The 15,551-nt window shown below is 55.0% G+C and carries 12 protein-coding genes; all 12 read left to right on the top strand.

Going from position 1 to position 15,551, the window contains the following annotated elements; genetic code table 11:
- The first annotated feature begins 88 nt into the window (after positions 1-88).
- Positions 89-2,695: an O-antigen ligase family protein gene (locus Mal15_RS13380; protein ID WP_147868229.1), complete on the top strand. Its 2,607-nt coding sequence runs from the start codon at positions 89-91 to the stop codon at positions 2,693-2,695.
- 79 nt (positions 2,696-2,774) lie between these two features.
- Positions 2,775-3,491, top strand: coding sequence for a class I SAM-dependent methyltransferase (locus tag Mal15_RS13375; RefSeq protein WP_147868228.1), 717 nt, complete (start codon positions 2,775-2,777; stop codon positions 3,489-3,491).
- Positions 3,492-3,508: 17 nt separating this feature from the next.
- The gene (locus Mal15_RS13370; protein WP_167546788.1) at positions 3,509-4,813 is read left to right on the top strand and encodes a lipopolysaccharide biosynthesis protein; all 1,305 of its coding nucleotides are present in this window, start codon (positions 3,509-3,511) and stop codon (positions 4,811-4,813) included.
- A gap of 68 nt (positions 4,814-4,881) precedes the next feature.
- The gene (locus Mal15_RS13365; RefSeq protein ID WP_147868226.1) at positions 4,882-5,604 is read left to right on the top strand and encodes a class I SAM-dependent methyltransferase; all 723 of its coding nucleotides are present in this window, start codon (positions 4,882-4,884) and stop codon (positions 5,602-5,604) included.
- Entirely contained in the window at positions 5,601-6,746 is a 1,146-nt protein-coding gene (locus Mal15_RS13360) for a glycosyltransferase family 4 protein (protein ID WP_167546787.1), read from the top strand. The genes Mal15_RS13365 and Mal15_RS13360 overlap by 4 nt, the downstream gene beginning before the upstream one ends.
- A 41-nt stretch (positions 6,747-6,787) precedes the next feature.
- The gene (locus Mal15_RS13355) at positions 6,788-8,263 is read left to right on the top strand and encodes an oligosaccharide repeat unit polymerase (protein WP_147868224.1); all 1,476 of its coding nucleotides are present in this window, start codon (positions 6,788-6,790) and stop codon (positions 8,261-8,263) included.
- Positions 8,264-8,410: 147 nt separating this feature from the next.
- On the top strand, positions 8,411-9,493 hold the full coding sequence (locus Mal15_RS13350) for a glycosyltransferase (RefSeq protein WP_167546786.1): 1,083 nt from the start codon (positions 8,411-8,413) through the stop codon (positions 9,491-9,493).
- Between the two features lie 280 nt (positions 9,494-9,773).
- Entirely contained in the window at positions 9,774-10,937 is a 1,164-nt protein-coding gene (locus tag Mal15_RS13345) for a glycosyltransferase (RefSeq protein WP_147868222.1), read from the top strand.
- Between the two features lie 8 nt (positions 10,938-10,945).
- Positions 10,946-12,130 (top strand): glycosyltransferase, encoded by a 1,185-nt coding sequence (locus Mal15_RS13340; RefSeq protein ID WP_147868221.1) that lies wholly within the window; start codon positions 10,946-10,948, stop codon positions 12,128-12,130.
- Entirely contained in the window at positions 12,127-13,305 is a 1,179-nt protein-coding gene (locus Mal15_RS13335; RefSeq protein ID WP_147868220.1) for a glycosyltransferase family 4 protein, read from the top strand. Before Mal15_RS13340 ends, Mal15_RS13335 begins: the two co-directional genes overlap by 4 nt.
- Positions 13,306-13,511: 206 nt before the next feature.
- Entirely contained in the window at positions 13,512-14,585 is a 1,074-nt protein-coding gene (locus Mal15_RS13330; protein WP_167546784.1) for a glycosyltransferase family 4 protein, read from the top strand.
- A gap of 112 nt (positions 14,586-14,697) precedes the next feature.
- Complete coding sequence (locus tag Mal15_RS13325; protein WP_147868218.1) at positions 14,698-15,519, top strand: class I SAM-dependent methyltransferase; 822 nt, start codon at positions 14,698-14,700, stop codon at positions 15,517-15,519.
- The last annotated feature ends 32 nt before the right edge of the window (positions 15,520-15,551 follow it).

Genomic DNA, 15,551 nt, shown 5'->3' with positions numbered 1-15,551 from the left:
GCTGCTTGAGTCATCCTTTTCGAAGCGTCTGTGATGCATTTCATGTCGGTGCGATGGTAGACACCGGCGTGACTCTCACTATCCGAACTTGAAAGCCTTAAAGCAGCTCTGTCTTTGGACCGTTCTGGTGACGATCGGAGTCGCCGGGCCTGCGGTAGCGATGGATTATGGCGGCGTGTTGCATTGGACGCACTTTGTCGCGGCGCTGGCCATTTTCTGCTTGGGTGTGCCCGTGACACTGCTGGCATCCAGCCGGGAAAACCTGACCGGTATTCGTCAGCTTGTTCCGTTCGTGCCGGTCCTTCTATGGGTCGGCTATAGCTGGTTGCAATGCGTGCCACTGGATGCGTCGATCGTGCACCGTCTCAGTCCGGGCTCCTATTCAGCCTACACGGATTGGCTGGCACCGATATTGCCCGAGGAAGGAGTGTCGCGGTCGTTTCCGATTTCAATTGCGCCGGATCACTCGCGCCATGCTTCAGCGGTATTCACGCTCATCTTAGCGTTTTTGTGCTATCTACCGGTCGTGTGCCGCGAGCGAGTTCACGTCACTTGGTTGTTGATTCTGCTCGGGGCTGGTATCGGACTTCATGCCGCTTACGGGATAACGGGGGCGTTGGCAAACAATCTTAACGTTCCCGGCGGTGCTCCGTACCAGGCTGGATTTGGTACCTATATCAATCGGAACAATGTTGCATTCCTATTGAACATCGGATTCGCATGTGGTCTTGCGTTGGTGGTCTCGCGGCTGAAAGCAATTACAGCTGGGGACGGGCCAATGCGTTCGACGCTCGATTATTCTTCGCTCGGGCTTTTGGCATCCGATCGGATCGCATGGTTTGGGGCCGCCACTCTGGTGATCTGCGTCGCAGGCGTCCTTTTATGCGGTTCCCGATCAGGGGTGATCGCCGTATTGGTCGGTGGCATGTCCACGTACCTGTGGTTCCACCGTCGCGATGGTTGGCTGACGATTCCGGTCGCGATTGTCGTCACATGCTGGGTTGCGTTACTCGCTGCATTGATCCTCACGCCATTCGCCGGAAGCTTGGCCAGTATCGACGAGTTTGCGGAGTTCGATCGTGGAAATCAGCATCGCCTTCTCGACGACCCGCGTTTTCAGCACTGGCCTGAAGGAATCCGGGCCGCGCTTCACTACCTTCCCGCTGGGGCGGGCATCGCAACGTATTCCTACGCGTATTTGCCGTATCAGTCCGGTGTTGCGGAGGACTGGTTTCACCATGCGGACAACTTGTGGTTAGAACTGCTGGTTGAGCAAGGCATTGCAGGCGTGATTTTCTTGGCTGCCGTGGTCGGCATATTGATTCGAGCACTCCTGCGTTTATCGCACTCAACCGATCCAGTTGACTCCGGACTTTTGGCCGCCTGCGCATACATGCTTGGTAGCATTGCCTGGTCAGAAACATTTGACTTCGGATTGGTCATACCGGGCAATTTGGTTTCCGTTGCCACGCTGTTGGGCATCGTGGTTGTGCGCAGCCAATCCGCAGCCCTAACGAGCGCCGTTCAAGCGGGGTCAGCGAAGGCGCCGGTTTCGGTGGAATTTGTTGGAGTGAAACGACGTGTGTTGTCATGTCTGACGTTAGGCGTTTTGACCACTTCGGTAGGACTTTGCCTGCCGGGCCTGCGACGCGATGCGGTCGACGAATACTTGCTTCAGTCGATCGCTTCACAGCTTTCGGCCGAGCCCAGTAGCGCAGAATCATTGAATGCGCAACTGTCAACCATTGCGTCGGCTCGTATCGACCAGCCCACACCGGAATTACTGGATCTCGTCACAAGGTTGAATCGAACGCTTGCTCGCCTCAAGCTGGTTGCAGCAATCAATCCGACCAGTGCGGATGAGCTCAATGAAGCACTACAGTCAACGAAAGTTGATCAGCTCCGGAAGCGTTGGTATGGCGTCTCAGGCGAAATGGAAACGTTGCCGGACGAATACAGGTCCGCCGTCGCGTCGGCGCGTCGCTCGTTGCAGCGGTTGCCGCTCGGAATCGTTGCGCGCGAGAATTTAGTCAGCCTGGACTTTGCACATCAAAATCGATCACACAGCGCACACGCGCTGGTGCAGCTTGCCGAACTGCAGAAAAACTCTGCAGATCGTTCGGCGCGGCTCGCCGAGTTGGCCAGTGCGGGAGGCGATGAGCCTTTGGCTGCACAGCTTTGGCGTCATTGCACCAGTATTGATCCCGGAAAGACCAGGCAGGCCCTCGGACATGCGATGGCCGACCCGAATCGAGACATATCCCGGTACATCGCCGATCTGGCCATCTGCCAACGATTCGTAGCAGGCTACCTGTTGGACAATCCCAACTCTGATCGTTCGTCTCGCGATCAGGCACTGGCGTTCCTGAACCGTGCAATCGAACATCTGGACTGTGAAGCTTGCACCAGGATCGACGAGCGATCTCGCTGTGAGGAAGTTGCCGGGGGCATTCTGTTGGTTCAGGGCAAGGCCGCGGCGGCGCTTCCGCATTTTGACCACGCAGTCCGACTGACCCCGACCGACATCCCGAAACGGCGTCGGATCATCCAGCGATTGATAGAAGCCGGCTTGGATCGGGACGCCTTCGAACTGGCGACCAGTTCGTACGCCGAACTGCCGGAGCACTACCCCTTCAAAGTGATCGCCGACAGTCTGGCAACTGACGCGGGCACCGGACAAGAACATCCGAAGTAGACAAGCGTCAGTCCACAAATCCACACATCGAGTTTCAGCCGAACGGCCTTCGGCGACCACACCACGGACCCACGAGTTCATGAACCAGTTCAGCATCCCGCGCGACGCTTACAGGTATATCCTTTTTCAACGAACGCAGTACCTAAAGAGCCCGCAATACGAGAGGTTCTATCGACTCGCTAAGAAACTGACATCGTTCGAATCGATCGTCCAATTCGAATCGCGGCTTTTCAAGAATCACATCGCGATCAGCTATTTCGCCGACATGTGCCGTGAATTGGAGTCGATGAAGCCCCACCTACCACAACAGCCGTCCGCAATTCTAGACATCGGCTGCGGGATCGCGGGGATCGATGCATTGCTGTTTGATCACTACAACGGCCGTTGCGACCTGTTCCTGCTCGACAAGACGGGCATGGAAGAGAAAGTGTTTTATCATTTCGAGTCACGTGGGGCCGTCTATAATTCGCTCGATTTGGCACAGAAGTTCCTGACGCTCAATGGTGTCGATCGGAGCCGAATCACGACACAAGAGGCGACGCCGGAGAATGAGATTCTGTTCGGCGACCAGGTGTTCGATCTGATCTTTTCGCTGATTTCGTGGGGGTACCACTATCCGGTTTCGACCTACCTCCAACCCGCATTTGAACGACTTCGGCCGGAGGGACGCCTGATCATCGACGTGCGTAAGGGGAATGATCAAGCCAAGCAGATTCGAGACCTCTTCGGAAATGCGACCGTGATCGGTGAAGATTCCAAGTCGGAACGCATTCTCGCAATCAAGTCTTCAGATTGATTCACAGACGAAAATTCGTGAAGGATCTGGGGGTCTTGTTTTCGGAGAAGACCCTTTCGATCGCGCTCGGTTTTTGCACGACGTTTGTCGCCTACCGCCTGCTTTCTCCGGCAGGGTACGGAGCGGTCGGCGTCCTCGAAGCTCTGTTTGCGGTCTCGACATCGCTGGTCGCATTTCGAACGACCGAATCGTTGACACGGTGCTTGATCGAATTTCGAAAGCACGAGTTGGCCGTTTCGTCATTGGTCAAAGTCAGCCTTTCCATCGATTTGGCAACACGCTGCGTGTCGGTTGCGATGGTTGCGATCGCGGCATCCCTCGCCGAGGACTACTTCGCCCGATTGAACGTCACCTACGATCTGGTCCTATTGCTGGGCGTGGGCAATCTGATGGCGTTTCCACAAGACACCTACACGTCGCTGATCCGGGAGCAACGTGCCTTTCGGTACATGGCCACGGCGTCGTTATCCAGCAAGGTCGTGTTGTTGTTCGGGTTGTGCGTGTTGTTTGGTCTCAACATCTCAACCCTCTGGAGCTACATCGCCGTCGTATTGGTCAGTCGACTTTTTCAACTCGGCTTCATCGTTCACTTTATACGTCGATACCAATCGAGACCGTCCGAAATAACGACTTTGATTCGCGACGGGTTGCGCGCGTTTGCAAATCCATTCCGCTTTTGGCATGACGCGCGTTACGCCGATTATTGGTATTTCTTGAAGATGGGTTTTTTCACATCGACGTTGTCGGGGCTTGTCAAAAACGGGTCGGACATGCTGTTGATCGGCCACTTCGGAACCGCCACCGATGTGGGACATTACAAACTTGCGAAATCACTTGCTGAAAAGATCCAGATCGCGCCCTCGTTGTTGGCGCCCTACTTTTTTCAAGACTTCAGCGAGTGGGTGGTGGAGGGGAGGTATGACAGGTTGCGGAGCTTCCTGAAACGCGTCGTGAGCCTGTGGTCTCCGACGGTCGCGGCAGCCTGCTTGCTGGCGTTTCTCGTCTGTCAGCCGGTGATCGTGACGTTTTTCGGCAATGATTCGTTGGCTGCGGTTTACCACTTCCGGATTCTGCTGGCGGGGATGTTTGTCCAAATCGCCTTGTTTTGGGTCCAGCCGTTGGTGCTAAGCCTGAAATTGCTCAAAGCGCAGCTGCTGGGCGTCCTGTTTGTCGCCACCGGTTATTTTCTGATCGTGCTACTGTTCCAGCCCATTGTCGGTGTTTATTCCATTTCCTCCGCCCTGGCATTTGCATGGGGCGGCGGATACCTGTACTTGCTGGTTGCCCTTCAGCGTCAACGAAGTCTCTTGCACTGTGCCTAGCGGGCCTTCCCGGCGTCTGCTCGGGGCCAATACTGCCCGGGGCGAATACAACTTAGTTCACTAAATCGATGCTCAACAAACTGCGTAATGCGTTCAAGTCGGCCTATTTCCTGTTCAGCGCCATGCCCGACTTGCGGTTGGACGAACAGTACGAGGAATACTGGAAGGAAAAGCGTCCCGAGGGATTGGGGGCGATCACGCCGTTCCAGAAAGAGCGTGCGTCATGGATCTTAAACTATATCGAGCCCGATTCGAGTCTGCTCGATATCGGCTGCGGAGACGGTGGCGTGCTGCTTTACCTGCGCAGCGAGGTTGAGAATCTGGACTGCACCGCGGTGGACTACTCCGCGGACGCGCTCAAGTTCCTCGAAAAACAAGGCTTGCAGACACGGACCGTGGACTTGAATGATTTGGAAAGCGTCGAGGCATTGCCGGATGCCGACTACATCGTCCTGTTCGAGATCCTCGAGCACCTCCAGTATTCTGAGAAGGTCCTGCTTGGTCTGACGCGAAAGGCGAAAAAGGGAGTCTTCTTTAGCATTCCCAATTCAGGCTATTTCCCGTACCGGCTGCGGCTCTTGAGTGGCCGTTTTCTGATGCAGTGGCGGATGCAACCCAATGAGCACCTTCGATTTTGGACTTACAAAGATCTCAAGTGGTGGTTGGGGCAATTGGGCTTGCGGCGCGATGCAACAATCCATCTGTACGAGGGGATCCCGCTACTGAATTCGTTATGGAAATCCATGTTCGCGATGGGAATGGTCGTCTTCGTCAGGACTTCAGGCGAATGAACGTGCTGTTCATCACATCACACCTTTCGCCGACCAACGGTTGGGGGAAAGTGGCGGTCGAAACGATCCGTCGATTCACGCGCGACGGGCACCAGGTGACGGTGTTGACCGATGACCCGGCCGATGTCGACTGCGGAACGGTTTCCGTTGTCCGCGTTGCCACACTGCATTCGAAAGAGGGGGGGCGAACGCGGGGCGTGAGGATCCTGTGTGATTTGGTGCAATGTCGCAAACTGGGGTTGCCTGATGACGTTTTGATCTTTTGCCTGACCGAGGATCTGCTGCCGCTTGCCGCGAAATTGGCCAAGCGCGGAAGGAGTTTGGTGTGCTTTGCTCACGGCACGTATGCGATCAAGTCCTTGCGTGGTGCGAATCGCGAGTTGTATTTGAAATCGTTTGACCGATGCGACCTGATTCTCTGCAACAGCAAGTACACGCAACAGCAATTATCGCTCGTGGCAAACCATGAATTCGCCAAGCGATCGAGAGTGGCGCCGCTGGGTTGTGATCAAATGATTTCGGAGGAAGAATACCTGCGATCCATCGGTCAGAGACAAAACCTCGTGATCGCAGTCGGCCAATTGAAACCCCGTAAGGCCATTGTCGAGTCCATCCAGGCGTTTCATCGGGTCCGCGAGCGTTTCCCGCAATACGAGTTTCATGTCATCGGTGACACACGATTGACCGACTACGTTTCTCAAATCGAAGCGATTGTCACCCAGTTGGACTTGGTCGACGCAGTCCGGCTGGTAGGCAAAGTGGATGCCAATGCGCTTCGGGGATACTACATGCGGGCAAAACTGTTGCTCATGCCATCGATTAATGAAAACGACCATTTCGAAGGTTTTGGTCTGGTTCACCTTGAGGCCAACAGTTGGGGAACGCCGTCGATCGGTTCGACCGGTTGCGGGCATGAGCAAGCGATCAACAATGGTGTCAGTGGGCTACTTACGCCTCAACGAGACATTGATGCGATCGGCAAAGCGATGCTGGAGATCCTTGGGACTGAACGGTCTTGGATGCAGTACTCGAGGCAGGCGTATGATTTCTCCCATACCATGTCATGGGACAATTATCATCGCAGTTGTCTCCAATGGATCAGCGAAGCGGTCGGTCGGCCGGCGAGGCATCTCGAGATATAAAACGCAATCGGCGTTGATCTTTCCCAAGAAATGATCCCTCAATGACTGTTCATCAAGCGATCGCTACGAACCCCGACGAAGACGATGAAAATCCGTTCGTCGAGATCTCCGAGTCGGTTCAGTTGCTGGCTCGGTTGTCAATCGTCATGGCGATTGCGTTTGCCTGGTGGGTGGGGCTCAATGACCGCGACTCGGCCCCGTACCCGATCTCCCGTTTGCTTCTGTTCACGTTGTACACGGCCATACAAACGCTTCCGCTCTGGTACCGGTTGCCGGGCGTGGGACTATTGCACCCGCTGTACGTCATCGCTGCCTATTTGTTTTTGAAGGGGACGATCCCCAGCCTCAGCCAGAGCGCGATCGGATATCGCCACATCCCCGGGTTGCCGGCGATGAGTGCCCAGGGGGTGGCGATCATGTACATGAAGGTGACGGGACTGTACATCCTTGCCCAAATCTTTACCTACTTCGGTTTCTTCACCGGTAGGGGAATACGTTGGAACTTTATCGAGTTTCGAAATCGGCCGAACATCGTCACCTACTTCGTCATCGCGTCCCTGGTCATCGGTTTGGTGGCATTCTGGCTGCTGATCGATCTATCGGGTGGCCTTTATCCGCACTTAAAAAACATCACCCGAGGGAATGCGGCCAAGGTTTGGGTGAAAGATGCTTCGAATGCGTCAATTTACGCGACGTTATGTGGATTGATTGTCTTGCCGCCGGCGTTTTTGATGTTGGTCGGCAAGAACCCCGGTTTCAATCCGGTTTTCTGGGCGCTCACCGCGATCTCGATTGCCGTCAACTACCTGACCGCGGGGCGCCGATCGGCAATCGTCTCGGCGGTCATTATCATTGTCGCTTGTTGGGTACTTCGCACGCGCACCGTTTCATTGGCCAGGCTGAGCATCATTTGGTTCTTACTGTTCCTGTCGATCGGAATCTTTGGGGAGTACCGAAGATCGAACTGGGACGGGAGGCGACGGGTAAACTTCAGCGCGTTTCAGGACAACGACATCGGTGAAGCGATGGAAAAAACCTGGAGCGACCTGCAGCAACGACGGGGTGGCTCGCCCGTTCCATTGATCGTTTATCGAGTGCCCAAGTACGTCCCGTTCAAATATGGGATGAATTATGTCGGCTACATCAATCGATTCATCCCCAGACGAATCTGGAAGAACAAGCCCAAGGGGCTTGCTACGCAGTGTGCGGAGGTGTTTTACGGACGATACGGAAGCGGTGCGATTCCCATGGGCGCACTCGGCGAGGCATATTGGAGTGGCGGAATCGTCGCGATTCCGATCGTCTTCTTCGTTTGGGGACGCATCCTTTGTTCGATCGGAACGTTCTACATTCGTTTTCGATATTCCGCGATCGCGTGCATGCTCTATCTACTGACCGTGACCAGACTCGAACCCTCCGAACTTTCGTTCGGTCGCTGGGTCTACGTGGTCGTACCAACTCTGATCATCCTTTTCGCGTTCGGAGAACTCGTGCGTGCCAGGCACCCGGACTCATGACAAACGTGCATTGGATGCAAATCTGGATGGGGTGGCGTCAATTGGATCGGGCCGGGAACCGCAATCTCAACGAGGGGGGCAACGATTAAAATTTGCTACATCGCGACGTCAATGATTCCTTCGCGAACAGCCAATAGCGTTCACGTCATGAAGATGTGTCATGCCTACGCAACGCTCGGTCACGACGTGCAATTGGTCGTCCCTGATCATCAAGAAGGGATTGAAGCAGACGTCGAAGACGTCCATGCGTTTTATGGAGTTCCTCGCACATTCGAAATCGTGAAGGTTCGGTCGTTTCGTCCACTTAAGTTTTGGTACGCGATCATTCTGTCTCTGTTCGCGATTCGGAACACGCGGGCGGACCTGTATCACACTCGAATTTCTTGGACCGCATGGGGATTGAGCACCCTGTTCCGCAGGCCGACCATTCTGGAATTGCACGAGGTTCCCATCGACGGGTCGCTGGAATCTCGATGCATTTTTCATGCGACACGGCAGAAACAGTTGCGGTATCTGATTGCGATCACCAAGGCACTGAAAGAGCGTTTGGCCGACGTGACACATTCGAGTTGCGAGGTCGTCGTCGCTGCGGACGGGGTGGACGCGCGATTGGCGACGTCCTCGTTGTCGCAGCTTGACGCAAAGAATGAGGTCGGCGTGGGCGAGGGACAGGGCCTGACGGCCGTTTACGCCGGACACCTGTATCCGGGGCGAGGCATCGAGGTCGTTGTTGAAATGGCATCTCGGAATCCGGCCATTGCATTCCACGTCATCGGAGGACGAGAAGAGGACATTCGGCAGTGGCGTTCAAAAGTACAGCACCTGAAAAACGTGCGGTTTGAAGGTTTCGTTCCGCCGAAAAAGGTTTATGGCTATCTACGAGCGGCAGACATTTTGTTGATGCCGTACGCGAACAAAGTTGGCACGTCGGGGCGTGGAGACACCGCTGCGGTGTGTTCGCCGATGAAGATGTTTGAGTACATGGCGGCCGGACGTCCGATCCTCTCCTCCGATCTCCCGGTCTTGCAAGAGGTTTTACGTCCGGACGTCAATTGCCTGATCGCTCCGTATGGCGATATCGACCGCTGGGTCAGCCAGTTGAAGCGACTGGAACAAGATGCTCAACTGCGGATGCGATTGGGTGATCAGGCACGCCGCGACGTCATGGCATATACGTGGGAGGCACGGGCGGAAAAGTTGTTGGCCGCTTGCGCGTTTCAGCCCTCTTGATCCGACTCGCTCGATCCCTGTCGGACAGTCATGCCGCCGTTTGCACCAATCCAATGATGAACGCACCTTCCTTGTCAAACGAAGATCCACGTTGTTCGACAGAAAGGCGTCCGGGCCGCGGGCTTGGAGAGACCGCGGGTTTACGAGGCAGGTGTTTCCCAGTAGGTTCACGGGCACCGGCCGGCGTTCCTTGGGACCACGCGGCTTGTGCTACCAATAGCTTACCGAATACGTCTGTTTATCGATCGTCAAGGTTCGGGCGGTCGCCGCCAGAGAAGCAATGTCCTCTCCGAAGAAACGTCTATTACTGTTATCGGTCACGTTGGGTCGGGGGGGGGCCGAAAAGCATCTTGTGCGGGTGGCGAACGCGCTTGTTGACCGATACGAGATCCATGTCGCAGTGGTCCGCGCCGGCGGAAGCTACGAGCAGAGTCTGGCCGGCGGCGTTCATCTCCATCACATCGGTTCAGTATTTGTTCGCTTGTCCACGGTTGCCGGTTGTCACGTAGCGACGTCTCCGCTCGCCAAGCTGATCGATCAGATTGCACCGGCTTGCGTCATCTCATTTCTGCCACCGGTCACGTATACCTGTTATCGGGCTCGCATGAGGTGTTCACATCGGTTCAAGCACGTGGTCGCGATCCAGAACAACTTGGACGAAAGCCTCGATTCACGCAGCCGAATGATGCAAGGAAAATTCCGACAGGGCGTGTGTGATGCGATCTTGGACGCGGACGGTGTGATCGCGATTTCCAACGGCGTCGCAGAGAACCTTCATCAACGGTTTCCGTCGCTGAACGCGACGACACAAACCATTTACAACGCCGCGATCGATCCGCTTGAACAGGCGATCGTATCGGACGACGCCGCGGCCAATGGGGCAGCCGAACAAGGCTCGTCGGACACCTTCAAGATCATCGCGTGTGGGAGGCTGACCGAACAGAAGGGGTTTTGCGATCTGTTGGACGCGTTTCGGATCGTGCGTGATCGCGAAAAGGCGAGTTTGCAGATCCTGGGAACGGGGCCGCTTCACGATACCCTGGTCGCCCAGGCGAATCGATTGGGGATTGCTGAAGACGTCGAGTTTTTGGGCTTTCAAACGCAGCCGTTAAACCACTTTGCGGCGGCAGACTTGTTTGTATTGTCCTCTTGGTGGGAAGGCTTTGGAAACGTCCTCGTCGAAGCGATGGGTGTGGGCACCCCGGTGGTGTCAACGGACTGCCCTTATGGTCCTTCGGAAATCATCACGCATGGTTGCAGTGGGCTTCTCGTCCCTCCCCGCAGCCCCAAGCAATTGGCCGATCAAATCATCGAGGTGATCCGCGCCCCACAGCTGCGACGTGAACTGTCTCTGAACGGCATCAAAAGGGCTCAGTCGTTTCACACAAGTGTGATCGCAGATCAATACGCCGAATTCATCGATGCGACCACTGCACAAGGTTAGAGCAACGAATGAAGGTCACGGTCGTTCTGGATCACAAGTTTGTTTGCGACGACAGAGGGCGTGTCTGCGCCCACACCATGTTCGGCGATACGTTTTGGCAACGGTACCTGACCGTCTTTGATTCCGTGGATGCGGTCTGCCGCGTTCGTCCGGCGGCCACTGCCGACAAACTGACTCCGATTGAGAGCGACCGGGTACGATTCCGGCCCGTGCCGTACTACGAAGGTCCGCGAGGATTTGTAGTCAATTACCGTGCAATCCGCCGAAGTCTGATGACATCTCTTGAGGAAGCGGAGGCGGTGATCCTGCGAGTCCCACAAATCCTCCCCACCGCGGCGGCCGGCGTACTTTGCAAGCGAAATCGTCCTTATGGGGTGGAGGTGGTAGGCGACCCGTGGGACGTTTATGCACCCGGCGCCGAGGCGAATCTGTTTCGCCCGTTCTTTCGCCGCTACTTCTATGGTCAACTCCGCAAGATATGTTCACGCGCCGCGGCGTCGTGTTACGTCACGGAGTTCGCCTTGCAAAAACGCTATCCGCCGCAGCCTGGAACGCTGTCAACTCATGCATCAAGCGTGCAATTGGAACAAGTTGTCTCGGTGCCTCGTTCGGCGGAATCGTTTTCGGTTGCCCCCTGCCGTTTGCTCTTTGTCGGCGCGCTGAACCGTCTGTACAAGGGGCAAGATGTTCTGATCAAGGCCGTCGGGGAATTGGTCAACGAAGGCCTGGACCTGACGCTGAAGATCGTTGGTGACGGGCAATACCGTGGCGATCTTGAATCACTTGCGGCCAAGATGAATTTGGGAGACCGCGTCAAATTTGTCGGTGCCCTGCCGTTCGGAGACCCTGTGTTTTCGGAGATGGATTCCGCAGATCTGTTTGTGCTCCCGTCGCGACAGGAAGGGTTGGCGCGAACGGTCCCCGAGGCGATGTCGCGCGGTCTTCCGTGTATCTCATCTGACGTGGGGGGCATGTCCGAAGCCGTGCCCCCAGAGTGTCTGGTGCGTCCCGGTGATCTTCCGTCGTTGAAAGCGCGACTGCGAGAGATTTCCGGCAGTCGAGAGACACTCGCGCGACTTTCCACGCAAGCCATCACGACAGCATCTCGATTTTTGAGATCGGAGATCGAACCTCGACGTCAACGCTTTATGAGAGAAGTGTATCAGGAGACGAAGCAGGCCCGGAAGAAATGAATCGACGAGTCAAGGTTCTTCATATTCATGTGATGTCCGTGATCAGCGGATCCGGGATCAACACTTATCTCTCAATGGAGGGCATGGATCCGACGGAGTTCGAAATCGAATTCGCCTGTGCGCCCGGTGGAAAACTTGGGGAACTGGCTGAACGCGCCGGAATCCCGTTTCACCCGGTCGATCACTTTGTTCAACCGATCAGCCCCTACCACGATCTGCGGGCTCTGATCGAATTGATCAAGATTATCCGACGAGGCAAGTATGATCTCGTTCACACGCACAACTCCAAGGGTGGAATACTCGGCAGGCTGGCCGCCTGGATCTGCCGTACCCCAATCATCATTCATACGATTCATGGGTTCGCCTTCCACTCTTCCGAAACGCCTTGGCGCAGAAAACTTTTTATCCATCTTGAACGCTGGGCGGCCAAAGTCACCGATCGACTGATCGTGATCTCACAACCGCTGCAGGACTGGGGGCTTCGTGTCGGAATCGGGCATGAAGACCAGTACACGAAGATCTATAGCGGGATTGAAATCGACAAGTTCAAATGTGACTGTGATCAAACGGATTTGCGGAAGAGTCTCGGTCTGCGACAGGATGACTTGGTGATCGGACTGGTGGCGAAGCTATGGGATGGGAAAGGACATGCAGTTGCCATCAACGCGTTGAGCAAACTCGTCCGTTCCTATCCGAGTGCAAAGCTTGTGATCGTCGGGGAAGGCTATTTGCGCGACGAACTCGAAACGCAAACTTCCGATTTAAAGTTGCAAGACCATGTCGTCTTTACGGGTTTTCGGTCCGACATTCCAAATCTCAATGCGATGTTCGATATCGCGATCTTGGCAAGCGACTTCGAAGGCATGGGGCGTGTGTTGCTCGAGGCGATGGTGATGGGACGTCCGGTCGTCGCGAGCGACGTCGGTGGAATTCCTGATGTGGTCGACGATGGCACCACTGGAATCCTCGTTCCCCCGGGCAACATCGACGAACTCGCCGGCGCCCTTGCGACTCTCTTGGCCGACCCGACGCTGCGAGAAAAAATGGGCCGCGCCGCATATGCGAGAATCACCCAGAAGTTCAGCTCCGAGACGATGGTCCGACAGATTCGAGATGTCTATCTTGAGACCGCCAATTCGAAACGCGCGGGGCACCGTCCGGGCGAGGCTTGGTGAGTGACGGGATGGAAGTGAATCGGGAGACATCCTTAAGAAATGACTTGAGCGGGCAACCGTCTCAGCAACAGGAACATTCAGTGCCGAGTGTCTTGTTCGCCATTTTCCAAACTTCCAATGCCGCAAATGGTGGCGTGGAGAGCATCTCGCAGATCATTGACCGGCTGCCCGAAAACAGCTGTGTCGTGACGCAACGATCAACTGAGGTGAACGAACGCTGGAGACGATCAGGGAAGCATGTCGACGTGTTTGAGCTTCCCTACCGAGTCGGGGATGGATTTTGGAAGTCCAGTTGGATTGCCAAGGCGAGACGGCTGTTCAGCTACTTGAGAACGAATTGGCAGACGTTCCGTCTGATTCGAAAACGAAAAATCCAGGTTTTGCATTGCAATGATCCCGCGCCGTTTTGGCATTTCGTGCCCGCGGCGTACCTTTGCCGTGTTCCGGTGGTTCTCAACTTGCGTGACACACGATCGACAACGGGGAAAGCGATCGTGTGGAAGTATCGGTTAAAGCTCCTGTTGGTAAATCGATTGCTCGTGTTGTCCAATGAGATGGCTGACGCGTACCGAGATCTGGTTGGAGAAGGATTTCTCCGGTTCACTGGAATCCGAATCGATGTGATCTACAGCATCGTGGATGGCCAAGTGATGCATCCGGTATGTGATGAGGATCGCCAAGACTTACGTTCTGAACTTGGGATCGCGAGCGGTGAAATCGCGATTGGATACGTCGCAACGTTTTCGGAGAAGAAGAATCAACTCGATTTCATCGACCAGGCTGCAGGCCCACTTTTGGAGCACCTGCCCAACGCCAAGGTGCATTTCGTCGGTGATTTCGTTCCAGAACAGAATGAATACGCCCGAGCGTGTCGTGAATTGTCAGAGGCGAAGGGGCTCCGAGACCGACTGAGTTTTGTGGGGTATTCGTCAGAGATCTCCAAGTGGTATCAAGCACTTGACTTGGTCGTCGTACCGACGCGTCAAGAAGGGCTTGCAAGATGCATGATCGAAGCAATCGCCTGCGCAACCCCTGTTGTTTCATTCGATGTCTGTTCTGCTCATGAAATCCTGTCACGTCACGAGTGTGGCATCGTTGTTTCCCAGAGTGATTACCCATCACTTGTCACATCGATCCTTGAACTATTGAACGATCCCGAACGGCGTGATTCCTTCGGCAGCAACGGACGGCGGCTCGCTGAATCAATTTTTTCCCACGGCGCAATCTACGGACGCTATGCTTCGCTGTACCGAGGCCTCGTCGAAAACAAAAAAACGTAGGTCAATGTCAAATTGATTGCGTGCCGGTCAAAGGCGCGCCGGATCGTGCCACGCCCTTCTGGCGAACCTAGATTTACGTGACTGGTGATGCACACCGATTGGTTTCCGAAGCGTGTTTCCAGTCATCATTCATCGCTCCAGACGGCTGTATCACTATTTTTCAAACGCAATAAATGTCCTAGCGAGGGTTGCGATCGAAATGCCATACCAGGAACACGTTGAACAATTGCTGTCTGCGAGAAACGCGGTTGGCGAGGAACGTTTTGTTGCACAACAGCTGTTGGAGCTCCATCAAGCCGCCGCGCAGAGAGAGCGCGTTACGATACTTGAGTTGGGCGTTGATCAAGGCCAAAGCACAAGGGTGTTTCTGAATGCGATTGCCGACAAGGAGCACTCGGCTCTAGTGTCAGTGGACGTCCGCGATTGTTCCAATGCGGCGCGGTCGGGGCAGTGGACCTTTGTGCAATCTGATTCCTCGGATACCGAACGAGTTTTTGAAGCAGCTGGGATTCTGAAGGAAGGAATCGACATCTTATACGTGGATTCGCTGCATACTGCCGATCATGTCTACAAAGAAGTTTACGGCTATTACCCTTACTTGAACAAAGGTGCTGTGATCTTCTTTGACGACATTGACAGCGCTCCCTACATGATGGGGCAAAGGAAAGACAGCGTATCCACGGAAATTGCAAACCGTGACATCTTGTCCTTGGTCGAGTCCATCTTCATGGCCAACTTAAAGGACTTGGATTTGACTATTTTTCGCGGTTCGACCGGGCTCGCCCGTCTGGCCAAACGCAGTGAAAAAGGAGCGACATTGGCACAGCCGAAGTATTGCAAAAAACGCAACAATCGGCGGGCGTGGCAAGTGATTTACAGGCTAATCGGCAAAACGTCGTACCGCCACGGCGTGAGCACGCCGAATCCAGCTTAAGATCCGACCGATACAAGTAATCGCGGCGCGAT

Source organism: Stieleria maiorica (assembly GCF_008035925.1).
Lineage (GTDB): Bacteria > Planctomycetota > Planctomycetia > Pirellulales > Pirellulaceae > Stieleria > Stieleria maiorica.
Note: the sequence above shows the minus strand (reverse complement) of the source record. Positions and strands in the feature narration are given on the sequence as shown.

Excerpts from the sequence above, each read along its gene's own strand:
- Mal15_RS13375 (WP_147868228.1), top strand. The coding sequence starts at position 2,775 with ATGAACCAGTTCAGCATCCCGCGCGACGCTTACAGGTATATCCTTTTT.
- Mal15_RS13365 (WP_147868226.1), top strand. The coding sequence starts at position 4,882 with ATGCTCAACAAACTGCGTAATGCGTTCAAGTCGGCCTATTTCCTGTTC.
- Mal15_RS13360 (WP_167546787.1), top strand. The coding sequence starts at position 5,601 with ATGAACGTGCTGTTCATCACATCACACCTTTCGCCGACCAACGGTTGG.
- Mal15_RS13355 (WP_147868224.1), top strand. The coding sequence starts at position 6,788 with ATGACTGTTCATCAAGCGATCGCTACGAACCCCGACGAAGACGATGAA.
- Mal15_RS13350 (WP_167546786.1), top strand. The coding sequence starts at position 8,411 with ATGAAGATGTGTCATGCCTACGCAACGCTCGGTCACGACGTGCAATTG.
- Mal15_RS13345 (WP_147868222.1), top strand. The coding sequence starts at position 9,774 with ATGTCCTCTCCGAAGAAACGTCTATTACTGTTATCGGTCACGTTGGGT.
- Mal15_RS13340 (WP_147868221.1), top strand. The coding sequence starts at position 10,946 with ATGAAGGTCACGGTCGTTCTGGATCACAAGTTTGTTTGCGACGACAGA.
- Mal15_RS13335 (WP_147868220.1), top strand. The coding sequence starts at position 12,127 with ATGAATCGACGAGTCAAGGTTCTTCATATTCATGTGATGTCCGTGATC.